The sequence below is a fragment of the Rhodococcus sp. Leaf247 genome (genome assembly GCF_001426185.1).
Classification (GTDB): Bacteria; Actinomycetota; Actinomycetes; order Mycobacteriales; family Mycobacteriaceae; genus Rhodococcoides.
Genome location: NZ_LMRP01000002.1, coordinates 651722 through 673843 on the forward strand (window position 1 = coordinate 651722; position 22122 = coordinate 673843).

Annotated in this window: 22 protein-coding genes; 4 read left to right on the forward strand and 18 right to left on the reverse strand. The window is 67.7% G+C overall.

What is annotated here, in order from left to right; translation table 11 throughout:
* Window position 1: 1 nt before the first annotated feature.
* The 10 genes from ASG64_RS12370 to ASG64_RS12410 form a co-directional block, all read right to left on the reverse strand.
* Window positions 2–1114 (reverse strand): lysophospholipid acyltransferase family protein, encoded by a 1113-nt coding sequence (locus ASG64_RS12370; protein ID WP_056073891.1) that lies wholly within the window; start codon window positions 1112–1114, stop codon window positions 2–4.
* Window positions 1111–2247, reverse strand: a complete 1137-nt coding sequence (locus ASG64_RS12375) for an NAD-dependent epimerase/dehydratase family protein (protein WP_082518413.1) — start codon at window positions 2245–2247, stop codon at window positions 1111–1113. The genes ASG64_RS12370 and ASG64_RS12375 overlap by 4 nt, the downstream gene beginning before the upstream one ends.
* Before the next feature lie 123 nt (window positions 2248–2370).
* Window positions 2371–2472, reverse strand: a complete 102-nt coding sequence (locus ASG64_RS21280; RefSeq protein ID WP_003402602.1) for a 30S ribosomal protein bS22 — start codon at window positions 2470–2472, stop codon at window positions 2371–2373.
* Between the two features lie 275 nt (window positions 2473–2747).
* Window positions 2748–2993 carry a helix-turn-helix domain-containing protein gene (locus ASG64_RS12380; RefSeq protein WP_027504502.1) on the reverse strand — a complete coding sequence of 82 codons (246 nt, stop codon included), beginning with the start codon at window positions 2991–2993 and terminating at the stop codon, window positions 2748–2750.
* Window positions 2994–3117: 124 nt separating this feature from the next.
* Window positions 3118–3933 carry a pyrroline-5-carboxylate reductase gene (gene proC, locus ASG64_RS12385; protein ID WP_056073893.1) on the reverse strand — a complete coding sequence of 272 codons (816 nt, stop codon included), beginning with the start codon at window positions 3931–3933 and terminating at the stop codon, window positions 3118–3120.
* A 45-nt stretch (window positions 3934–3978) separates the two neighbouring features.
* Entirely contained in the window at window positions 3979–4830 is an 852-nt protein-coding gene (locus ASG64_RS12390; RefSeq protein ID WP_056073894.1) for a thioesterase family protein, read from the reverse strand.
* Window positions 4827–5483: a MerR family transcriptional regulator gene (locus ASG64_RS12395; RefSeq protein WP_231568811.1), complete on the reverse strand. Its 657-nt coding sequence runs from the start codon at window positions 5481–5483 to the stop codon at window positions 4827–4829. Before ASG64_RS12395 ends, ASG64_RS12390 begins: the two co-directional genes overlap by 4 nt.
* A 52-nt stretch (window positions 5484–5535) precedes the next feature.
* The gene (locus ASG64_RS12400; RefSeq protein WP_200933465.1) at window positions 5536–6390 is read right to left on the reverse strand and encodes a sugar phosphate isomerase/epimerase family protein; all 855 of its coding nucleotides are present in this window, start codon (window positions 6388–6390) and stop codon (window positions 5536–5538) included.
* Window positions 6387–7364, reverse strand: a complete 978-nt coding sequence (locus ASG64_RS12405) for a hypothetical protein (protein WP_056073897.1) — start codon at window positions 7362–7364, stop codon at window positions 6387–6389. The genes ASG64_RS12400 and ASG64_RS12405 overlap by 4 nt, the downstream gene beginning before the upstream one ends.
* Window positions 7361–8317: a Ppx/GppA phosphatase family protein gene (locus tag ASG64_RS12410; protein WP_056073899.1), complete on the reverse strand. Its 957-nt coding sequence runs from the start codon at window positions 8315–8317 to the stop codon at window positions 7361–7363. The genes ASG64_RS12405 and ASG64_RS12410 overlap by 4 nt, the downstream gene beginning before the upstream one ends.
* A 145-nt stretch (window positions 8318–8462) precedes the next feature.
* Here ASG64_RS12410 and ASG64_RS12415 point away from each other — a divergent pair, with 145 nt between their 5' ends.
* Together ASG64_RS12415 and ASG64_RS12420 are read left to right on the forward strand one after the other, a co-directional pair.
* On the forward strand, window positions 8463–9263 hold the full coding sequence (locus tag ASG64_RS12415) for a hypothetical protein (RefSeq protein WP_056074348.1): 801 nt from the start codon (window positions 8463–8465) through the stop codon (window positions 9261–9263).
* A gap of 180 nt (window positions 9264–9443) precedes the next feature.
* Window positions 9444–10313, forward strand: coding sequence for an endonuclease domain-containing protein (locus ASG64_RS12420; RefSeq protein WP_082518414.1), 870 nt, complete (start codon window positions 9444–9446; stop codon window positions 10311–10313).
* A 75-nt stretch (window positions 10314–10388) separates the two neighbouring features.
* Here the strand turns inward: ASG64_RS12420 and ASG64_RS12425 are convergent, their stop codons facing one another.
* From ASG64_RS12425 to ASG64_RS12435, 3 genes are all read right to left on the reverse strand, one after another.
* Window positions 10389–11072 (reverse strand): response regulator transcription factor, encoded by a 684-nt coding sequence (locus ASG64_RS12425; RefSeq protein WP_042576719.1) that lies wholly within the window; start codon window positions 11070–11072, stop codon window positions 10389–10391.
* A 16-nt stretch (window positions 11073–11088) separates the two neighbouring features.
* Complete coding sequence (locus ASG64_RS12430) at window positions 11089–12255, reverse strand: sensor histidine kinase (protein WP_056073906.1); 1167 nt, start codon at window positions 12253–12255, stop codon at window positions 11089–11091.
* 105 nt (window positions 12256–12360) lie between these two features.
* Complete coding sequence (locus ASG64_RS12435) at window positions 12361–13125, reverse strand: phosphoglyceromutase (protein ID WP_197074869.1); 765 nt, start codon at window positions 13123–13125, stop codon at window positions 12361–12363.
* A 111-nt stretch (window positions 13126–13236) separates the two neighbouring features.
* Here ASG64_RS12435 and ASG64_RS12440 point away from each other — a divergent pair, with 111 nt between their 5' ends.
* Window positions 13237–14055, forward strand: coding sequence for an esterase/lipase family protein (locus ASG64_RS12440; RefSeq protein WP_056073908.1), 819 nt, complete (start codon window positions 13237–13239; stop codon window positions 14053–14055).
* On the opposite strand, the gene ASG64_RS12445 is transcribed toward ASG64_RS12440, so the two are convergent.
* The 4 genes from ASG64_RS12445 to mshA all read right to left on the reverse strand — a co-directional run bounded on the left by ASG64_RS12445 (window position 14052) and on the right by mshA (window position 19268).
* Entirely contained in the window at window positions 14052–15518 is a 1467-nt protein-coding gene (locus ASG64_RS12445) for a carboxylesterase/lipase family protein (RefSeq protein ID WP_056073910.1), read from the reverse strand. The two genes, ASG64_RS12440 and ASG64_RS12445, sit on opposite strands and share 4 nt — an antisense overlap.
* A gap of 98 nt (window positions 15519–15616) precedes the next feature.
* Window positions 15617–17218, reverse strand: a complete 1602-nt coding sequence (locus ASG64_RS12450) for an AMP-binding protein (RefSeq protein WP_056073914.1) — start codon at window positions 17216–17218, stop codon at window positions 15617–15619.
* A gap of 140 nt (window positions 17219–17358) precedes the next feature.
* Window positions 17359–17892, reverse strand: coding sequence for a YbjN domain-containing protein (locus ASG64_RS12455; protein WP_042576725.1), 534 nt, complete (start codon window positions 17890–17892; stop codon window positions 17359–17361).
* On the reverse strand, window positions 17889–19268 hold the full coding sequence (gene mshA / locus ASG64_RS12460) for a D-inositol-3-phosphate glycosyltransferase (RefSeq protein WP_442971147.1): 1380 nt from the start codon (window positions 19266–19268) through the stop codon (window positions 17889–17891). Before mshA ends, ASG64_RS12455 begins: the two co-directional genes overlap by 4 nt.
* A gap of 501 nt (window positions 19269–19769) precedes the next feature.
* Here mshA and ASG64_RS22070 point away from each other — a divergent pair.
* Window positions 19770–20564: DUF222 domain-containing protein (locus ASG64_RS22070; protein ID WP_442971137.1), on the forward strand; the 795-nt coding region annotated here is incomplete at its 3' end.
* Between the two features lie 647 nt (window positions 20565–21211).
* Here ASG64_RS22070 and ASG64_RS12470 read toward each other — a convergent pair.
* Window positions 21212–22039 carry an alpha/beta fold hydrolase gene (locus ASG64_RS12470; RefSeq protein ID WP_056073917.1) on the reverse strand — a complete coding sequence of 276 codons (828 nt, stop codon included), beginning with the start codon at window positions 22037–22039 and terminating at the stop codon, window positions 21212–21214.
* Window positions 22040–22122: the final 83 nt, after the last annotated feature.

A 22122-nucleotide genomic window follows, 5' to 3' on the forward strand; every position in this document is an offset into this window, starting at 1 on the left:
CTCAGCCCAGGAAGACGTTGCGACGCCGCGTGAGCAGCTTGTACAGCGTCTGCTGAATGGTTTCGCGCACCCGGTCGGTGACCTCGAACAGTTCCATCGGATCGTCCGCGGCACTCGGATCGTACGAGGTCGTCTCGATGGGCTCCCCGAACTCGATGTACCACTTCGACGGCAGCGGGATCAGACCCAGCGGACCGAAGTGCGGGAACAGCGGGGTGACCGGGAAGTACGGCATCCCGAGCACGCGCGCGAGCGTCGTCAGGTCACCGATCTTGGGGTAGATCTCCTCCGAGCCCACGATCGAGCACGGGATGATCGGTGTCTGGGTGCGCAGCGCCGCGGAGACGAAGCCACCACGACCGAACCGCTGCAACTTGTAGCGCTCGCTGAACGGCTTGCCGATGCCCTTGAAACCCTCGGGGAACACGGCGACGACCTCGCCGCCGCGCAGCAACCGCTCGGCGTCGGGTTGGCACGCGAGGGTATGACCGGCACGACGTGCGATGCTGCCGACCAGCGGCGTCTCGAACGCCAGATCCGCGGCGAGCATGCGCAGCGCGCGATGCTGGGGGTGGTGATCGCGCATGGCCACCGACGCCATCAGACCGTCGACGGGGATGACGCCGGCGTGGTTCGACACCACGAGCGCGCCGCCCTCGGCGGGAACGTTCTCGATGCCGCGGACCTCGACGCGGAACCACTTCTCGAAGAGCGGTCGGAGCGCCGGCAGCCACACGGAGTCGGCGAAGTGTGGGTCGTACCCGAACTCGTCCACCTCGTAGTCGCCCGACAGACGGGTGCGCAGGAAGTCCGCTCCCTCGGTGACACGCTCGACCAGGCTGCGACGCACGGACTCGACAGCCGACGAGGACTCGGTAGCCGACTCCGTCGTCGGCAGATCGGACGCGGCGTCGTCGGTCGACGTGACATCCGGGAACACCAGCGGCGTCGGGACGTCGACACGCGGCCCCGGGATCAGCGGATTCGTCGCGGGAGGGCGCTCCGCGTACGAGGACGGGTGGCGTCCGCGAACGTCCTCCGGAGCACTGGCGGACATGCGCAGACGATCGTTCGCCTTGCCGTGCAGGGGAATGACTTTGGCCACGTCGCTCACTTCCGTCCCGTCCCGGCAGCGAGTTCGACGGGACCGCGGGGCGGTACGCCGCCGAGGACAGCCGTGAGCCTGGACTCCACGGCGTCGACCCACTCACGCCGGATCACCGGAGTCAGGGCGACACCGCGGACGAAGTCGTCGAACGCCTGGACGGTGGTCCAGCGCGGCGTGAAACTCAGGTCGTTCTTCATACGCGTCGTGTCCACCCCGCATCCGAAGTTGAAGTAGTCGATCTGCTCGGTCGAGAAGCTCCGCATCAACGATCCCATCACCGCACGACCGGTGGTGCGGAACAGCGCCGACGGAACAGGGAGTTCCACGCGGCCGGCCCGTCGAATCGCCTGGGACAACATGATGATGCCGTCGGCCGCGATGTTGAAGGTTCCGGCCGGCCCGGAAAGAGTGGCCCGTTCCAGAGCGGACAGGGCATCTTCCTCGTGCAGCAGTTGCATCCGGGCGTCGCGGCCGAGAATCGACGGGGTGACCGGTGAGGTCAGGTAGCGGGACACGGCGCCGTTGAGACGTGGGCCGATCATCGGAGCGTTCCGCAGGATGGTCACATCGATGTCCGGCCGACGACGGCCGAGCCCACGTGCGTAGCCCTCGGTCTCGATGGCGTCGCGAGCGAACCCGCCCTTGGGCCGCGACCTGGCACCCATCTCCTCCGTGAACTGGGCGGGGTCCTTGGCGCTGCATCCGTAGACGGCGGTGGACGAGCGCAGCACGACGTGCCGCACGGTCGGAGACTTCTGGCAGACAGCGAACAGCTGCATGGCTCCGAGGACGTTCAGATCCTTCATCACCGTGCGACCGCCACCGCTCGGAGGCCGGGAGATCAACGACGCGTGCACGACGGTGTCGACGCCGGCATTGCGAATAACCTTGCCGATCAACGGGTTACGAATGTCGGCGCGCACGAATTCGGCGCGGCCCATGCGGCGGATCATGTCCTTGGACGGGGCCACCTCGTCGACGGCGATCACGCGCTCGATCGACGGGTTCTGCGCCAGACGCATGGTGAGGTACCCACCCAGGAACCGACTGGCACCCGTGACGAGCACGACTCGCGGAGCGTCACGCTCCACTCGGTCTTGGCTCACGTGACCCCCGTTCGTCTCACCGTGCACCGCCATGGTGCCACGAAGCCGGCGTCACCGCTCCCGGTCGCACCGGATACGGCCGCTCCGGATACGACACTGCCCGCGATGGTCGACAAACGACCGTCGCGGGCAGTGGATGCTTCGCGGGCTAGTGGATCACTTACCCAATTTCCTGCGCTGAACGCGAGTGCGGCGAAGCAGCTTGCGGTGCTTCTTCTTCGACATGCGCTTGCGACGCTTCTTGATCACTGAACCCATGCGGGTGTCCTCGCGTTCTTTCGTATCTGTACAGCTGCACTGCTGATACCGCTGCTGATGCTGTTCGGTTGTCGGCGGACACGGCAGTATCGGGACTGCGCGCTCACGCAACTCAGCCCCATCATACCCAGCTCACACGACGACCGATGACCGGCCCACCGACCAGCGGGAGTCGGACTCGCGCCGGATGACGACGCGCACGGACGATATGCCCTTCCCCGGGCATTCGACTCGGCGCAGCGAATCCGGACGTCGAGTGCCCGGACGTCGAGTGCTCAGCCCGCGTCGAAGTACGAAGTCTCCAAGTAGTCGTGCACCGCCTTCGCATGCACTCGGAACGAACGGCCCACACGAACAGCGGGCAACTCGCCACCGTGCACCAAGCGGTACACGGTCATCTTGGACACCCTCATCAGTGAGGCCACTTCGGCCACCGTGAGGAACTGGGTTCCGGCCACAGCCGGTTGACCGTCGTGGGACGAGCTCTTGCTCGACCCGGACGGCTTGTTGACGGATTCCATAGATCCACATACCTCCGGCACGCCCGCGCCGCCGGCTTCCCCTCCGGCGGAACAGACACGCACGTGCTGCAGCGAGCTTAGCGGGACTCGAGTGACTTATGCGACGGGTGGGGGTGACCAATATTTATTCGGTCGTCGAACCCAGAGCGGTACTGCGGCTCTTCGCAGCGTCGATCGCGTCGAGAAGCGCAGCTCTGAAGCCCTTTCGCTCCAATTCGGCGATCGCCGCGGCGGTCGTGCCGCCGGGAGAGGTCACACCCGCACGGAGCTCCTGGGGGGACTCGTCGGAGCGATCGAGCATCGCTGCGGACCCCACCATCGTCTGCACGACAAGCGTGGTCGCTGTGTCGCGGGGCAATCCGAGACCCACGGCAGCGTCGATCATCGCCTCGGCCATCAAGAAGAAGTACGCCGGACCCGAGCCCGAGACGGCGGTGACCGCGTCGATCTTCGTCTCGGACACGACGGCCGTCTTGCCGACGGTTCCCAGCAGTTTGCGCACCGTCTCGATGTGCTCCGAGCGGGCGTGACGGCCGGGCGCCAGCACGCTCATCGCCTCGCCCACGAGCATCGGGGTGTTCGGCATGACCCGGACGATGGGAATGCCCGCCGGCAGCTTCGGCTCGTACCGCGACGCCGGAATGCCGGCCGCCATCGACACGATGATCTGCTCGCGCTCACCGTTCAGCTCGGCTTTCGACATCTGTGTGATCACCGAGTCGACGTCGTCGGGCTTGACGGCCACCACGATCACGTCGGCGCCCTCGATCGCGTCGGTCACGCTGGTGGACCGGATACCGAACTGTGCGGCCACTGCATCCGCGCGGGCCGGATACTTCTCCGACAGCACGACGTGCCCGGCCGGCATTCCGCCCTCGATCAGCCCTGCGATCAACGCTTCCCCGATACGGCCGCCGCCGATCACCGCAATTCTCGTCATGCGCCCCAGCGTGCCATGTCGGTCCGAGCGTGCTGCACCGGTCCGTCAGGGAGCGAGCGGCACCATGGCGAGCTGCCGGCTCTGGACGACGACCGCTCCGGTCGAGTCCACGACCGTGTGGTCCTCCTCGAACCACGACCCACCCAGCACGGTGCTCGACGACTTCACGCGCAACCAGCCGGGAGCGGGGCGTCGGCGGAGATAGGTGGTCAACTGCACCGTCGGCGCCCAGCCGAACAAGCCGCGGTTCATCGTGACCGGGGGACAGATGTCGCCGGTCATGATCGCGAAGAGGGCGGCAGTCGCGGGATCGTTCTCGTCCTCCGGGCGCGGTCGGACCCACATCCGGATCTCCATCGACCCCTGCTTGCCCATGAGGAAGTGCGCCGTCGCCGGGTCGTGTCGCATGTCGCAGCCCGCCGCGATGTGGACGATGTCGGCCATGGGGTGACCGGGCACGATCTGCGGCGCCGACGTGGGCGGCTCCACCGGCATGTCCAGAACAGAGGCGAGTGTCGAATCATGCTGCTGGTGAACAGGTTCGCCCTCGTCCGGCGTTCCCAGCGTGACGACGCCGCGCACAGCCGGCTTACCGTTCTGCATCAGCACGGAGTCGACGTGGACGACGCGTCGACCTCGCTTGAGCACCGTGGTCTCGATCGTGACGGGGCCGGGATCGGGGGCAGCGAGGTAGCTCGCGCTGACCGCCAGGGGAGCCAGGTCCACCGGGTCGTCGTCGAGCGCCAGCCGCTGCACCGCGGCCGATGCACAGACACCCATCAGCGCGCCGCCGTGAACCTTCGGTCCGATGGTCCACGTCGGGTCGACGACTCCCTCGAACACGTCGGGGCCGACTCTGGTCAGAGTCGTCAGGGTGCGGAACGGTGCGTCGGTCACGTGTCACTCGAATCTGTCGTGGGGTTCTCTGAGGTCGTATCCGGTGTCGAATGCAGGCTGTCCGCGCGGGCGAGGTCCTGGTGGGCCAGACGGCGGAGTGCGGCGATGACGGGCTCGTAGAGGACGGTGCCGAGGACTGCGAAGCGAACCGCGCTGCGCGGATCACCCTGCTCGGCCACCCTCGCCCACTCCCCCTCGGCGATGACGCGGACGGCACGGGCGTAGTTGACGACGTCGTCATCCGACAGCGGGACCCCGGCCGCATCCGCCGCTCGCAGTGCGTGCTCGAGCTGCCGCGCAGCCGGCCCGTCGACGGTCTGCCCCGATCGCTGCAGGATCCGTAGGGCGCGCAGTGGCTCGTCGGACTCGTCCAGATAGGGAGGCAGGGCGCGCAATGCTCGACCCATCGCGGGATAGAGCGTCTCGGATGTCGCATCCAACGCGTCGAGGACCGTTCGGATCCGACCGATCGGCAGGGAGGCTCCGGTGAGGGCCCTGATCAACTGGACGCGCTCGAGGTGGTCCTCGGTGTAGTCGGCCGCGGCAGTGGGTGCATCGGGCGTCGGTCCCACTCCGGGCGTCAGCAGGCCCTCACGCAGGTAGAACTTGATGGTCGCGCGCGGAACTCCCGCTCGGTCGACCAGCTCGGACATGCGCACGAGGCGACTCTATCCGAAGGTGGATAGTGACACTATCCAGCACCGTTCAGGCCGTCGCGAGATGCTTCCGCGCGAAGGCCAACGACCGTTCCAACGCAGCCGAGCGCTCGGTGGCCGTGCGCGCGTTCTGAGTGTTGATCTCGAGCACCGCCTGCCCCTGGAATCCGCGCGCCACCAGCGTGTGGCAGACCTCGGCAACCGGTTGAGTTCCGTCGCCGGGCACGAGGTGCTCGTCGACCGACGCTCCCCGGCCGTCCGCGAGGTGCAGGTGCCGGAGTCCGTCGCCCATCCGGGCGGCGAGCGTCACGGCGTCGAGACCCGAGGTCGCCGTGTGGGAGAAGTCCAACGTGTAATGCCGATGACCGACGTCGGTCGGGTCGTACGACGGCGCGAACGCCGTGAAACCGAGTCCCGGCTTCCCGCCTCGCTTGGTCAGACGCTTGACCGAGCCGGTGCCCGCGCCGAACAACCGATCGGCGCGCATCGGGAACATGTTCTCGACGGCCACGATCATGCCCTTGTTGTCCTCTTCGAGTTCCGCCACCTGGTCCGCGAAACCGTCGGCGTAGATGCGCTGCCACCGGAACGGGGGGTGCACCACGACCGTGTCGGCGCCCAGCGCTTCCGCCGCATGGACCGACCGCACCAGCTTGGACACCGGATCCGATCCCCACACGCGCTGCGTGATCAACAGGCAGGGGGCGTGGATCGCGAGGACCGGAACGCCGTACCTGCGGCTCAATTGCTTGATGGCGCCGATGTCCTGGCTGATCGGTTCCGCCCACACCATCAACTCGATGCCGTCGTAACCCAGGTCCGCGGCGAATCGGAAGGCTGATTCCGTGTTCTGCGGATACACCGAGGCCGTCGACAGGCCGACGGGAACGTGGCGGGGTGTCACGTGGTGCTGAGCATGAAGGCCAAGGGGCCCAGCGTGACGAACCCACCGACGACCACCGCCAGCAGGATGGACACGATGTCGTCGGTACGGCGCAGCACACGCACCACGGCGACGAGCCCGACGATGACGAAGAAGGCCAACACCAGCGCCACCCATGGGAGCATTTCCCAGAGGCGCTCGAAGCCCTTGAACAGCAGGGCACCCAGCACGATCGCGACGACACCCTGACCGAGCAACGAGAGCCACTGACGAACCGGGCTGCGACCCTTGGCCGGTGCCGCCGGGGCATCCTCGGTCTCGGCCTTCGTCTCCGGGTCCTCGTGATCGGTCTCGTGGTCGGTCCTGTCGATGTCGATCGCGGGAACGATGGTCGTCTCCGCGTTCGCGGTGTCGACGACGTCGTTCTCGCTCGTAACCTCGTCGTCCGCCTCGACGGGACGCGGGTCGACGGGCTGGGGGTCTACGGGGCGCGCGTCGTCCGCACGATCGCGGGTGTCCGCGCGCAACTTGTCCACAGCCACCGACGGGGCGCCGGAGAACAGTGCCGGTTCCGGACGTACCTGCCGAGCCGGCCCGAAAGCCGGTGTCGGACGTGACGGCCGGACTGCCTGCGCGGGCGCGGGTCGGGCGGGTTCGGGTCGTTCGTCGCGTACGTGCTCGTCGGTGTCGTGCTCGTCGGCTGCCGGCTCGTCCGGTGCGACCGCAGGCTCGTCGGCCTCGGGAGCCGTGTCCTGGGGTGCTTCAGCCTCGGGTGCTGCGTCTTCGGGTGCTTCAGCCTCGGGAGCGGCGTTCTCCACGGGGCGGACGATCGGGATCTCACCCGTCAGTTCCGCGACGGAGATGCCGCCCGCCATGCCGCGGCGGCGGCGACCTCCGCCTGCCTGTGTGCCCACCTTCGCGCCGTTGCGCGCCAGCAGTTCGGCCACCGACACCTGTCCGGTGTCCGCAGCGCCGTCGTTGTTCTCGTCGCTCATGTCTCTCGACTCTCCACCACTTCGCCGAACGTCTCCGTGTCCAGCTTGCGCAGGATCAGTCCCTCACGCAGAGCCCACGGACAGATCTCCAGCGAATCGATCGACAGTGCGCGCATGCTCGCCTCGGCGACCAGTGCACCGGCCACCATCTGCCTCGATCGATCCGCGCTCACACCTTCCAATTCTGCACGGTCCGCCGAGGTCATCCTCGAGATGAAGGAGATGACCTGGCGAAGTCCGTCGGCGGTCAGGGTTCTGACCACCCGCGGACCGGCAGCCGACGGTGCGGCTCCGGTCAAGCGTGCCAACGAGCGGAACGTCTTCGACGTTCCCACCGCACGGTCCGGAACCCCGGGCTCGAGAAGTTTCCGTGCCGGCTCGACCAGTTCGGCGTCGAGCCAGTCGCGGAGGACGGCGACGCGTCGCTTACCGGGCGGGTCCTCGGACAGCCAGTCCCGCGTCAGGCGACCCGCGCCGAGCGGAACGGACATCGCGACGTCGGGGTTCTCGTCGATGCCGGTGCTGAGTTCGAGGGAACCGCCGCCGATGTCGAGGTCGAGGATCCGGCCGGCGCTCCATCCGTACCACCGACGCACGGCGAGGAAGGTAAGACGCGACTCGTCCTCACCGGAGAGAACCTGCAGGCTGACACCGGTTTCGTCGCGCACTCGGTTCAGCACGGCGGTCGAGTTGCGCGCGTCACGGACGGCGGAGGTGGCGAAGGCCATCAACTCCCCGCAGCCCGAGGACGTGGCGATGGACGAGAAGTCCGCGACCGTACGCACCAGTCGATCGGAGCCGGACTGGGTGATGTCACCGGCGTCGTCGGTGTTCTCCGCCAGGCGCAAGGCAGCCTTGGTGGAGCTCATCGGTGTCGGGTGTCCGCCGCGATGGGCGTCGACCACGAGCAGATGAACCGTGTTGCTTCCGACGTCGAGCACCCCTAACCGCACAGGGAACACCGTACTGGGTCTAGCGTCGTGGCTTGTGACACGTGCTGACAAGGCGGGTAGGCCGGAGGCCGGCCGGGCCGCAAAGCAAGGTAGGCCGGAGGCCGGGAGGCAGTCCGGCGAGGCCACCGGGCGGCCCGCAGATGTGCTGGAACCCGCCGCGACCCGCAAGCTCGACCCTGCCCCGGAAGTCTCGCCCGACTTCCCGCGAGAGTGGATCGAGTTTCCCGATCCCACCAACTCCGAACACGTCATCCGTGCGGATCTGACGTGGTTGCTGTCGAGTTGGACGTGCGTCTTCGGAACTCCCGCGTGCCAGGGAACGGTCCCCGATCGGCCCGACGACGGGTGCTGCTCGCACGGCGCCTTCCTCTCCGACGACGACGATCACGCCAAGCTCACCGCCTCCGTCGAGATGCTGACGCCGGACGACTGGCAGTTCTTCGACAAAGGACACGGCAAGAAGGGCTTCGTCGAGGTCGACGACCTCGAGGGCGAGCAGGCCCTGCGCACCCGCAAGTACAAGGGTGCGTGCATCTTCCTCAACCGTCCCGGATTCGAGGGCGGTATCGGCTGCGCACTGCACCGAATGGCGCTGCGCACCGGCGTCGAACCCCTCGAGGTGAAGCCCGACGTCTGCTGGCAGCTGCCCATCCGCCGCACCCAGGACTGGGTCACCCGCCCGGACGGCGTCGAGATCCTGCAGACCGTCGTCGGCGAGTACGACCGACGCGGGTGGGGTGAGGGCGGTGCGGACCTCAGTTGGTACTGCACCGCCTCCCCCGACGCGCACGTGGGAGCCGAGCCCGTCTGGCAGTCCTACGCGCCGGAGCTGAAGGAACTGCTCGGGCAGGACGTCTACACCGAGCTGGCCGCGCTGTGTCGGCGTCGGCAAGGCTTGGGGTTGATCGCCGTACACCCCGCGACCCGTCAGGCTCAGCGCACCTAGCCTCTTACCCCCGCGAGTACGTCCATATCGTCGTGATCCGGGCGCTCGCCGCAGCACTTTCGGCGTACTCGCGGGGCGGTGAGCGACGCTCTATCCACAGGCACCCCGTCATCCCCAAGTTTCTCGCGGGCCGATTCCGGGACGCAGTGCCTGTCGGTGCGGCTCGTGACGGTCTGCGCCATGGACCCAACACTTGTCGACGCCATGAGAGCCAACGGCGGCTTCCTGCACACGACCGATCTCCTCCGATGCATGTCCCCGAGCCGCGTGCGGTGGCTGGTGCACACTCGTCAGCTGACCCGCGTACGGCACGGGCTGTACGCGGTCGGAACGCTCCCTGTCTCTGCGCGACTCGACGCTCTGAGCATCGAGCTCGGAACGCGGGTCGCCGCATCCTTGGACACGGCGGCGGCAATGCACGGTTTCGACCTCGACCGGACGCAGCACTTACATGTGGTGGAGCCCGACGATCGGCGCATCGAGAGCAGACCAGGGGTAGTGGTGCATCAGCGGCGGGGTGCGCCGCTCATGGAGATCGGCACCCGACTCGTCGTGGAGCCCGCCTGGACTGCTGTCGAGGTCGCACGGCAACGTTCTCCCGGTCGCGCGCTCGCCGTTCTCGATGCCGCGGCGCGGGTGGGCTGTAGTCCCCGCTCGCTGGACCGGGCTGTCGTCTCGCAACGAGGCCGGCGGGGCATCGTCGAGGTCCGCCGCCTCACACCGCTCGTCAACTGCAGATCCGGTTCACCGATGGAGTCGGAGACGCGCCTGGTGTTGTACGACGGTCGACTTCCGGTGCCCGAACTGCAGTGGCCGGTGGTGTACGAGCGCGGCGTTTTCTACCTCGATTTCGCGTGGCCCGCACGACGAGTCGCAGTGGAGTACGACGGCGACGAATTCCACGGAACACCCGAGAGTGTGCGACGCGACAAGGCGCGCCTTGCACTGCTCGCAGACGAAGGTTGGCGAGTTCTTCAGATCACGTCGGACGACGTACGGCGCGAACCCGATGTACTGGTCGGTCGTGTCCGCCGGTTACTCGCCGCCTGATACCCCCGCGAGTACGCCGAAAGTGCCGTGATCCCGGCTCCGCCAGCGACGTTTTGGACGTACTCTCCAGAGGGCTCACTCCTCGAGCTTGTACCCCAGCCCACGCACGGTCACGAGGTGCACCGGCTTGGCCGGGTCGGCCTCGATTTTCGAGCGCAGACGCTTGACGTGCACGTCGAGAGTCTTGGTGTCGCCCACGTAGTCGGCGCCCCAGACCCGGTCGATCAACTGTCCGCGGGTGAGGACTCGGCCGGAGTTGCGCAGCAGGTACTCGAGCAGGTCGAACTCCTTGAGCGGCAACGTGATCTGCTGTCCGCCGACCATGACGACGTGGCGTTCGACGTCCATGCGCACGGGCCCGGCTTCGAGGATGCTGTTGTCGTCGATCTCCTCGGTGTCGGATCCGCGGCGCAGAACCGCGCGGATGCGGGCGATGAGTTCGCGCGACGAGTAGGGCTTGGTGACGTAGTCGTCGGCACCGAGCTCGAGGCCGACGACCTTGTCGATCTCGCTGTCACGGGCCGTGACCATGATGACGGGCACGCCGGACCGGCTGCGCAAGTGCTTGCAGACGTCCGTTCCGCTCATGCCGGGCAGCATCAGGTCGAGCAGCACGATGTCCGCGCCGACACGGTCGAACTCGGCCAGGGCCGAGGGGCCGTCGCCGACGACGGTGGCGTCGAACCCTTCCTTGCGCAGCAGGAACGCCAGCGGGTCGGCCAACGATTCTTCGTCTTCGACGATGAGCACGCTCGTCATGGGGTGTCCTTCTCGGTCATGACGGCTCGCCGTCGTCTTCGATGTGAGCAGGTACGAGGAGCGTGAAGGTGGAGCCCGTTCCGGGCTTGCTCCACAGCTCGATGCGGCCGTTGTGATTCGCGGCGACGTGTTTGGCGATGGCGAGGCCCAGTCCGGTTCCGCCGGTGGCGCGCGAGCGGGCCTTGTCGACGCGGAAGAAGCGCTCGAACACGCGCTCCTGGTCTTCCTTGGCGATGCCGATTCCGCGGTCGGTCACCGACAGCGCCACCATGCTGGTCAAGCTGTTCTCGTCGTGACGCAGCGACCGGGTGACCGACACGGGTGACCCCTTCGGCGAGTAAGCGATGGCGTTCTCGACGAGGTTGGACAGCGCCGTCACGAGCAGCGTTTGATCGCCGAGGACTTCGAGGCCGCTGGGACGGTCGACCGTGACGGTGATGCCGGCGACCTCGGCCTTCATCTCCGACCGCGCCAACGCCTGCTTGACGACGCTGTCGACGTCGACCACGTCGAGATCGGGGAGCTTCTCGGCGCCCTGCAATCGGGACAGCGCGATGAGCTCGCTGACCATGTTGCCGAGGCGGGTGGACTCGTCGAGCATCCGTTCGCCGAAGCGTTGGACGGAGGCCGGGTCGTCGCGCGACTGCAGCAGCGCCTCGGCCAGCAGGCTGATCGCGCCGACCGGGGTCTTGAGCTCGTGGCTGACGTTGGCGACGAAGTCTCGTCGGGTGGCCTCCATGCGGACCTGCTCGGAGTCGTCGTCGGCGAAGAGGACGACGAAACGGCGGTCCTCCCGGCTGAGCAGCTGCGCGGTGCCTTTCACGGCGATGCCGGCGCGACCTCGGGCGTCGAGGACCGTGAGGTCCACCTCGACGTTCTCACCGGTCTCGAGAACCCTGGTCGCGGCCTTCCATGCGCGGTCGTCGAGCGACCGTCCGCGCACGAGTCCCAGTTCCTGAGCGCGCGGGTTGAACAACACGACGTCGTGGAACTGGTCGACGACGGCGATGCCGCTGTGGGCGGCGAGCACGATGAGGTCGAGCACCTGGGACATGGTGAGCCCGCTGTCGCGACTCTGTCGGCGATCGTGCCGCGAGTTCAAGTAGGGGATCAGAACTCCGGCGACCAGGTATCCGCCGATCGCCGCGACGGCGGCGATCAGGACGACGGTCGGTGTGGTCACGGGCCGATCGTACGGTCACACGAACGTGCACGAACGCACGGTCGGCCCGGTTTTCCGACCGTTACCGCACGTCCGGCACACGTTCGCACCGTGTTCACCGATGCGTTACTTCTCGCCCTGGTTCGCCACAGCCTTCGCGCCCGCAGCTGCTGCCTCGGGATCGAGGTAGGTGCCGCCGTGATTGGTCGGCACCAGCTTGCCGTCGGACTCTTCCAAGTCGTAGCGCAGCGGGATGCCGGTGGGGATGTTCAGCGCGGCGATCTCGGAGTCGGAGATGCCGTCGAGGTACTTGACCAGCGCGCGCAGCGAGTTGCCGTGCGCGGCCACCAGGACGTTCTTGCCCTGCTTCAGCTCGGGGACGATGGTTTCCTCGTAGTACGGGATGAACCGTTCGACGACGTCCTTCAGGCATTCCGTCAGCGGGACGTGACCGATGTCGGCGTACCGCGGGTCGGCGTCCTGGCTGTACTCGCTGCCGACCTCGATGGGCGGCGGCGGCGTGTCGTAGCTGCGGCGCCACAGCATGAACTGCTCGTCGCCGTACTTGTCCTTGGTGGCTGCCTTGTCGAGGCCCTGCAGCGCACCGTAGTGCCGCTCGTTGAGTCGCCAGTCGCGGACGACGGGGATCCAATGGCGGTCGGCAGCATCGAGCGCGATGTTCGCGGTGCTGATCGCACGACGCAGCATCGAGGTGAACAGCAGGTCGGGCAGGACTCCCGCCTCGACGAGCAGTTCGCCGGCGCGCTTGCCTTCGGCCTCGCCCTTCGCGGTCAGGCGCACGTCCTGCCATCCCGTGAACTGGTTGGACGCGTTCCATTCGCTCTCGCCGTGGCGGAGAAGGATCAGGGTTCCGATGCTCATGCCGCCCAGTTTCTCACGAGGCCGTCGACGGCACGACCCGTCGGACGCGGCGGTGAGACCGGCACTGGCGAGAACTGCGCTTCCGCCGGGCCGAGCTGGCGTGACCGCTAGCCTCTGCAGATGAGAACCCGCTGGACGGTGGCGCTGGCGGCGTGCGCATGGCTCGCGTGCGCCCCGACCGCCACGGCCGATCCCCTCCCCGTCGACTACAACTTCTTCGGTGGCTTCCCGGCGGAGATCGCGAACCCCGGAGGATCGCTGCCCGGGACCAACGATTTCTCGTGCGTGCCGACGGCCGAGCACCCGAACCCGGTGATCCTGGTGCACGGCACCGGAACCGGGCAGCAGACCGGGTGGGGCGTGTATGCGCCGCTGCTGAAGAACGAAGGCTACTGCGTCTTCGCGCTCACCTACGGAGCCCTGCCGGGGCCGTGGCCGATCTCCGAGATAGGCGGCCTCGGGCCGGTTCCCGAGAAGGGTGCGCAGTTCGCCGCGTTCGTCGACGAGGTGCTGTCGGCGACGGGTGCCGAGAAGGTCGACATCGTCGGACACTCGCAGGGCACGGTTCTGCCCAACTACTACGCGCAGGTGCTCGGCGGAGCGGACAGCATCGACAAGTACGTCTCGCTGGCGCCGCTGTGGAAGGGCTCCGGCCCGTCGCAGTTCGCCTGGCCCGCCGCGTCGTACCGCTACGCGCCGGGCATCACCTACACCAACATCATGACGCGGTACGACGAGGTGGTGGTGCCGTACACCGACGGGTACGTCGAGGGCCCGAACGCCACCAACATCGTCGTCCAGGACACCTGCGATCTCGACTTCTCCGAGCACGCCGGCATCGTGGGTTCGCCGAGAGCCGCCGCATTCGTCCTGAACGCGTTGGACCCGGCGAACCCCGTTGCTGTTCCGTGCGAGTTCGTTCCGCCCTTCACCGGCTAGCGGACGCCGTCCCACACGGTGCGGGTGTCGGGCCGCGGGTCGTTCACCACGGACGACTCGGTCCCGAACATCTTCACCGTGCGCTCGGACCCGTACGGCGCCCAGCCCGGGTCTCCGTCACGCACGAAATCGACCCACGCACGGTGCATCTCGTCGGCGAGGCTCTGCCGGGGGTTCGGTCCGGTGATGCGCGAGGTCTCCGGCTTGTGCAGCACGTCGAACACGAACGGGATGTCGAGCGCGTGACAGGCGCCGAGTTTTCCGTCGAACAACGTTGAGCGCCAGGTGAATTCGTAGACGTGAGCCGGATGCGCCTCGGCCACGCGAACCGCGGGGATGCGGAAGAACCAGTCGGTCATCACGGCGATCATCAGGTCGCCGGGTGACGCGTCCGGGTTCTGTGCGCGATACGAGTCCAGAACGGTCGGGTCCAGCCGGTACCCGGCCAGCACGAGGCGCAGGTAGTCCTCGGTGATGTGAGGAACGATCCCGGCGGGAACGAGGAAGAAGGCATGCTCCTCGCTGGTGGTGCCGATCATGAGTTCCACGTCGGCGCCGGCGCCCGCCTCGATACGCGAATACGGAAGCGCGGGAACGACTTCCCCGTCGATGTACGGCTCGAACGCCATCATGTTCAGCGCTACCTCACCCCACGCACCGCTCGAGGCCTCGGCAGCGATGCGATCCGACAGCGTGCGCTGCGCATCGACGAGCGCGTCGACAGGCACGGACTCGAGACCCTCGACAGTCGACTCGACCCCCAGCGACGTCGCCAGTGCGGCGGAGATGGTCGACGCGGTCTCGGCTCCGATGACGTGGTGTCCGGCGCCGCTCTGCAGGATCGCCCGATGGAACAGCCCCTCGGCCAGAGGCATCGACAGCAGGGTGCCGATGCTCATCGCGCCGGCCGACTCTCCGGTGATCGTCACCCGGTGCGGATCGCCGCCGTAGGACGCGATGTGGTCGCGCACCCACTGCAGTGCGGCGACCTGGTCGAGCAGACCGCGGTTGGCGGGCGCTCCGTCGATACGGGCGAAGCCGTCGACACCGAGTCGGTAATTGATCACGACGGCGACGACACCGTCCCGCGCGAATGCCGTTCCGTCGTAGGCGGGGACGGCGTTGCTGCCGTTGACGAAGGCGCCGCCGTGGATCCAGACGAACACGGGCGCGGAGCCCGTGACGTCGGGGCTGTAGACGTTCACGTTGAGGCAGTCCTCGCCGGCCACGACGGGCTCGCTGAGGATTTCACTCGTGGGCGGTCGGTAGCCCACCTTCGGAACGGTGGCGCCGAACTCCAGCGCATCGCGGGTGCCGGACCAGCGCGGCGGGGCGGTGGGTACCTGGAATCGGTTGGCGCCGAACGGCGCCTCTGCGTAGGGAACTCCGAGGAACGTGGCGACGCCGTTCTCGGTACGTCCGCGTACCTGGCCCTGGGGTGTGTCGACGGTGATCGTGTCCATCGCTCATGAGTACCACCCCGAGCGACCCCACACCCCCACGATGACGCGAACACCCTCTCCAGCATGCTGGAGAGGGTGTTCGGGTGAGGCAGGGAGTGTCAGCTCGCGGCAGGCTCCGCGGACCGCAGGTCCTTGCGCAGGATCTTGCCCGACGCGGACTTCGGGACCGTGTCGATGAACTGCACCTTGCGCACCTTCTTGTGCGGCGAGACCTTCTCGGACACGAACGCCATGACCTCGTCGGCGGTGAGCTCGGCGCCCTGCTGCAGCACGACGAACGCCTTCGGCACCTCTTCGCCCTCGTCGTCGAGCACGCCGATGACGGCCGCGTCGGCGATCTGCGGGTGGGTGAGGAGCAGCGACTCGAGTTCGGCAGGCGGCACCTGGTAGCCCTTGTACTTGATCAGCTCCTTGAGCCGATCGACGATGCTGACGCAGCCGTGGCCGTCGACGACAGCGATGTCACCGGTGTGCAGGTAGCCGTCCGCGTCGAGGGTCTCGGCCGTCGCGGCGTCGTTGTTCAGGTAGCCCACCATGACGTTCGGGCCCTTGATCCACAGCTCACCGGGCTCGCTGACCGCGTCGGAGCCGGCTTCCGGGTAGGCAACTTCCTCGCCGGTGGCCGGATCGACGAGCTTGTTCTCCGAGTTGGCGACGGCGGTGCCGCAGCTGCTCAGCGGCATGTCGTCACCGTCGAACGGGATGGCGTGCGAGACCGGGCTGAGCTCGCTCATGCCGTAGCCCTGACGCACCTTGGTGTGCAGCCGCTTCGCGACGGCGTTGCCCAGGTTCTCGTCGAGCGCGGCCGCACCGGAGAAGACCATCCGCACGCTGGAGATGTCGTACTGGTCCACCATCGGGTGCTTCGCCAGCGCGACGGCCACGGGAGGTGCGATGTAGAGGTAGGTGATCTTCTTCTCGGTGATCAGGCGCAGGAACTGCTCGAGGTCGAAGCGCGGCATCGTCACCAACGACGCCCGCACCTTCAGGCCGAGGTTGAGCAGCACGGTCATGCCGTAGATATGGAAGAACGGCAGGACGGCGAGGAGCACGTCGTCCTCGTTCGCACCCATGCGCGGCTGGATCTGCGACACGTTGGCGACGAGGTTGCGGTGCGTCAGCATGACGCCCTTCGGGCGACCCGTCGTTCCCGACGAGTACGGCAGCACGGCGAGATGCGTGGAGGGGTCGAAGCTGACCTCGGGGGCCGACGCGCCCTCGGTGAGCAGATCCTTCAGCGACTGATGACCGTCGGCCCCGTCGAGAACGATCACCTTGTCGTCGGCGAGACCCACCTTCTCCGCGGCGGCCTTGGCCTGCGGGAGCAGCGCCGACACCGTGAAGATCATCGTGGCCGACGAGTCGGTGAGCTGCTTGGCGATGTCGTCGGCGTTGTAGAGCGCATTGATGGTCGTCGCGATGGCGCCCGCGCGCAGGATGCCGTGGAACACCGACGCGAAGGCCGGGACGTTGGGCGAGTGCAGGGCGACGACGTCGCCGACCTTCACGCCACGCGATGCGAGTGCACCGGCGACGCCGCCGATCTGGGCGACGAGAGTGCGGTAGTCGGTGACCGCACCGCTGGGACCGTCCACCAGAGCGGGACGTGCGAGATCGTCCTCGGACAGGTCGCCGAAGAGGAAGTCGTAGACGGACTTCTCCGGGATCTCGACATCGGGATACGGGCTGCGGAAACTCATGGAACTCCTCTGGACAGCGCGAGACAGGGGACTGCTGGCACGACGTTACTGTGTCGAGTTGTCACACCAACCAGCACGACGCCGTGGGTGACAGTCGTCACAAGCATGACAGTACCTGCCGGGTGTCCGATTCAGAGGCGCTACTCGGCCGACTCGTCGACCTGTACCCATGATGCAGGACCGTTGTCCGGGCGGCCGTTGACCAGGTGCTCGAACGCTTCCAGGTTTTTCAGCGATTCCCCGCGCGACACCCGCCACGCCCACTCGCGCTTGATCGACTCGGCGAATCCCAGTTCGAGCAGGACATTGAAATCGCCGTCCGCAGCCTCGAGCACCTGGCCGAGCACTCGGTCGATCTCGTCGCCCGTCACCGCGTGCGTCGACATCTTGCCGACGAGGTAGATGTCACCGATCTTGTCGATCGTGTAGTGGACGCCGTACAGACGACGGTTGCGGCGCAGCAGGTATCGGTAGACACCCTCGAAGTTCTCGTCCGGCTTGCGGCAGACGAAGGCCTCGATCTTCAGTCCGTGATTGCCGACGGTCAGCAGTGTCGACGTCTTCAGTTTCTTCTCGCCCGGAAGGTCGACGACGAACTGCGCGTCCGACGGTCGCGTGTAGTCCAGCTCTCGATCCCTGAGAACCGAGTCGATCAACTCCGCAGTGCTGCTCACAGCGCTCCCACCGATCCTGTTCGTCGTAGTCGCCACAGACCCCTCGGCCTGCGCGGCGAGAACTCGCCCGTAGGACGTTGCCCGGTCGGTCCACGTCCGAACCTCCACGCCGCACGGGCGTAGGTGTCCAACAGTGCCTCCGCGGTGTGCTCCCACGAGAAATTCTCCGCATGCTGGGAAGCATTCGACGCCATCAGCGCTCGCAGACTGTCGTCACCGAGCAACGACTGGACCGCGGTGGCCCAGTCGGCAGGGTCGTGGCCCTGGACGAGCAGGCCGGTCACCCCCGACCGCACCGCCACGCCGAGTCCCCCGACATCGGCGGCGACCACCGGGGTTCCGCACGCCTGAGCCTCGATCGCGACCAGACCGAACGACTCCGAATAACTGGGCACCGCAACCAGATCGGAGGCGCGGTACACCTGCGCCAACCGCTCCGGCGGCTGCGGCGGAAGGAAGGTGACACGGTTCTCGATGCCCAGGGAACGCGTCAGGTCGATCAACGAATCGGGACGCTCGAGACCGGTTCCCGACGGGCCGCCGACGATGAGCACCCGTACCCGCGTGTGCGGATCGCGGCGAACCATCTCGGCGACAGCGGCGATCAGGACGTCGGGCGCCTTCAACGGTTGGATACGCCCGACGAACGTCACCACCGACTCGTCCGTGTCCAGTCCCAGTTCGCGACGGGCGGCGGCCTTGTCGCCGGGACGGAACATCGCGAGATCCGCACCCGGGGCGACGATGTCGATCTTGTCCTCGGCCGCGTCGTACAGGTCCACCAACGCGCGCGCTTCGTCGTCCGTGTTCGCAGTGAGGCGGTCCGCTTCCTCCACCACCTGCTTCTCACCGATGCGTCGGGCAGCGGGCTCCGGCTTGTCTCCGGCGGCGACGGACAGGTTCTTCACCGCGGCCAGCGTGTGCGCGGTGTGGACCAGCGGCACCTTCCACCGGTCGCGAGCGAGCCAGCCGACCTGGCCGGACAGCCAGTAGTGCGAATGGATCATGTCGTAGTAGCCGGGATCGTGCCGCGCTTCCTCACGGAGGACACCGGCCGCGAACGCACACAGCTGCGTAGGAAGATCCTGCTTGTCCAGGCCCTCGAACGGGCCGGCCGCGATGTTCCGCACCAGGACCCCGGGCGCCGCCTCGATCACCGGTTCGTCGCGTGACGACGTCGCCCGGGTGAAGATCTCGACCTCGACCCCGCGTGCGGCCATCTGCACGGCGGTCTGCAGGACATAGACGTTCATGCCGCCCGCGTCCCCCGTCCCTGGCTGTGCCAGCGGAGACGTGTGCAGCGACAACACGGCTACCCGATGCGGGCTGTGACGGCGGACCACGCTCCCAGTGTGCCCTGTCCGATTGCGGCGCAGGCTCCCGCCTACCCGGCCATCCCCCTACGAGCGTGCCGACACACGCGCGGGAACCCGCGGACATTCACAGCGCCGGGAACACGTACGCCACTGCCCCGCGGGAGTCATGGGAACATGTCGGAGGGCGCTGCTACCTTCGCACACATGTTCGAACAGGGGTGGGCGACGCGGGATCCGGAGGCCATGGGCCTACCCGGAACCCTCCTCGGCGCACCCGTGAACACCCTCCTGTCCACGATGTCCTACGCCTCGGCCGGACTGTCCTACCTCGAATGGACCCGGTACCGGGCCGCAGCGGAACTGCACACTCGACTCGTCGTTCCTCACGAGATGTCCGATCACCGCCGGATGGACGCGACGACGCACTGCGCCGCCCGCATCTCGGCGGTCCTGTCCGTCAGCCAGGGCGCCGGAGAAGGCATCCTGACCCGCGCCGTCGCACTCCGAGACCGGCTNCCTACCCGGCTGATCCGGACCACTCGACTCGTCGCTCCTCACGAGATGTCCGATCACCGCCGAATGGACGCGACGACGCACTGCGCCGCCCGCATCTCGGCGGTCCTGTCCGTCAGCCAGGGCGCCGGAGAAGGCATCCTGACCCGCGCCGTCGCACTCCGAGACCGGCTTCCCCGTGTGGCCGAGTGCCTTCGCGACGGCCTCATCGCCCCCAAACACATCCACACCGTCATCACGCGAACCGACCTCGTCGACGGCACCACGTACGCGCGGGAAGTCGACACCGAGATCGCCGCGGCCCTCCAACGCCGCGGCTCCTGGTCGGACACACGCATGCGCGACATGATCGACCGCATCGTCTACCGCCACGACCCCGACGCCGTCAGGGAACGACGTGTGCTCGCCGAGAAGAACCGCAGCTTCTGGATCGACGCGGGACCCGACGGCATGGCCTACCTGGGCGCAACCATGACAGCCGAGAACGCCGTCGTCGTCGCCGCCGCTGTGGAGGAGTTGGCCGGGCGCGTGTGCCGCAAGGATCCTCGCAGCAAGGGCGCCCGTTCCAGCGACGCCCTCTTCGCCCTCGCCACCCGCACCTCGTACGAGTGCCAGTGCGACGACCCGGACTGCTCCGCGCCCGGATGGACCGGTGAGGACGGCCTGCTCACCTCCGTCATCGTGCACGTCGTCACCGACACCACCACCATCGCCGACTCCACCACCATGACCGGCGACACTGCCGACGGCAATCCGGGGTTCCTCGTCGGCCACGGCGTCATCTCCCCCGACCACGTCGCCGACCTCGCCGACCGCGCCGACGCCGTCATCCGCCCCGTCTCGNGACGGCAATCCGGGGTTCCTCGTCGGCCACGGCGTCATCTCCCCCGACCACGTCGCCGACCTCGCCGACCGCGCCGACGCCGTCATCCGCCCCGTCTCGACCACCAACCCCGCATCACAACCGGCCGACCCGTACCGCCCCTCCAGCGCCCTCGACACATTCGTGCGCATCCGCGACCAGTACTGCACCTGGCCCGGCTGCAACCGTGGAGTGTGGACCGGCGATCTCGACCACATCGCGGAGTACGACCACGACGATCCCGACGGCGGCGGCCAGACCACCGACGTCAACCTCGGCGGCACATGCAGGTTCCACCACAACCTGAAGACGTTCGGTGACTTCGTCGACGACCAGTACACCGACGACGACACCGGACGCATCGTCTCCACCGTCACCACACCCGAAGGCCTCGTCGTCCCGGGGCCGGCGCACAACGGATACGACATCCACCCCGGACTCGCCGACGTCACCTTCGACACGCCCGATCCACCACCGAGTCCGCCCCGCACACCCCCCAGCAGACGCCGCACACGCCTGGCGGACAAACATGCCCGCCGGAGAACCGAACGCAACCGCAACCGACGGGCCCGCGAATTCGCCGACACCGACGACCCCCCACCGTTCTGACATGCATCACGAGTGTGGACTAACCCAGAGAGTCGACGAAACCCGTCAGCTCGGACAGGAAGCGGGCAGGGTCCGCGACGAAGGGACCGTGGTCGACGCCGTCCCACCACGACGTCCGCGCGTCCGGGATCACCGACGCGGTGTGCTCCCCGGCCGAGAACTCGACGACGGTGTCCGCGGTGCCGTGCAGCACCAACGCGGGAACATCGAGTGCCGCCAGGGTGGCGTCGTGTTCGAGATCGCGGCGGAACACCGCCGATCGCACCCGCGGACGCGTCGACAGGCTGGCGCCGAACAAGGCCTGCGCCTGCTCGCCGAGCCCGTCGCCAGGGCCGGTCAGAGCCTTGCCGAAACTGCCGAGCGCGCGGATAGCGACGCGCGGGTCCTCGCTCATCGCCCCGGGGATCGCCGCCCGCATCGACGATCCGACCGCTCCGCCCGGACGGTCCGGTCCGATCGCGGTGATTGCGGAGACGAACACGACGCCGTCGACGGCCGCGGTTCCGTAGACGGAGAGGTAGTCGCACAGCACCAGTCCGCCGTACGACCACCCGGCGACGACGGCGCCCGAGCGGATGCCCTCCTGCTCGAGCACGGCATGGACGTCGCCGGCCCACAACTCGGAGCGGTCGTATCCGTCGGCGGGAGCGCCGGATGCTCCGTGTCCCCGCAGATCGACGGCGATCACCCGGTAGCGCTCCGCGAGCTCCGCCAGCAGACCGTCGCCCCAGCACGCTCCCGTCTGCGCCCACCCGTGCAGCAGGACCAACGGCCGTGCCCCGACGTTCCCCGTGATGCGGTAGACGAGGGACGTTCCGTCGCGGCCGAAGGCCTCGCGTATTGCCATGACACCAACTTATCGAGCGCTGATTGTGGGATGTCAGAAGGGCATCGTCACCAGCCTGAGCAGGGCCGACGCGTCGGTAAAGT

Coding starts and splice junctions, on each gene's coding strand:
- ASG64_RS12420 (WP_082518414.1), top strand. CDS start 9,444: ATGGACCCAACACTTGTCGACGCCATGAGAGCCAACGGCGGCTTCCTG.
- proC (WP_056073893.1), bottom strand. CDS start 3,933: ATGACGAGAATTGCGGTGATCGGCGGCGGCCGTATCGGGGAAGCGTTG.
- ASG64_RS12425 (WP_042576719.1), bottom strand. CDS start 11,072: ATGACGAGCGTGCTCATCGTCGAAGACGAAGAATCGTTGGCCGACCCG.
- ASG64_RS12395 (WP_231568811.1), bottom strand. CDS start 5,483: ATGTCCGAGCTGGTCGACCGAGCGGGAGTTCCGCGCGCGACCATCAAG.
- ASG64_RS12405 (WP_056073897.1), bottom strand. CDS start 7,364: ATGAGCGACGAGAACAACGACGGCGCTGCGGACACCGGACAGGTGTCG.
- ASG64_RS12450 (WP_056073914.1), bottom strand. CDS start 17,218: ATGAGTTTCCGCAGCCCGTATCCCGATGTCGAGATCCCGGAGAAGTCC.
- ASG64_RS12375 (WP_082518413.1), bottom strand. CDS start 2,247: ATGGCGGTGCACGGTGAGACGAACGGGGGTCACGTGAGCCAAGACCGA.
- ASG64_RS12445 (WP_056073910.1), bottom strand. CDS start 15,518: ATGGACACGATCACCGTCGACACACCCCAGGGCCAGGTACGCGGACGT.
- ASG64_RS12470 (WP_056073917.1), bottom strand. CDS start 22,039: ATGGCAATACGCGAGGCCTTCGGCCGCGACGGAACGTCCCTCGTCTAC.
- ASG64_RS21280 (WP_003402602.1), bottom strand. CDS start 2,472: ATGGGTTCAGTGATCAAGAAGCGTCGCAAGCGCATGTCGAAGAAGAAG.
- ASG64_RS12380 (WP_027504502.1), bottom strand. CDS start 2,993: ATGGAATCCGTCAACAAGCCGTCCGGGTCGAGCAAGAGCTCGTCCCAC.
- ASG64_RS12440 (WP_056073908.1), top strand. CDS start 13,237: ATGAGAACCCGCTGGACGGTGGCGCTGGCGGCGTGCGCATGGCTCGCG.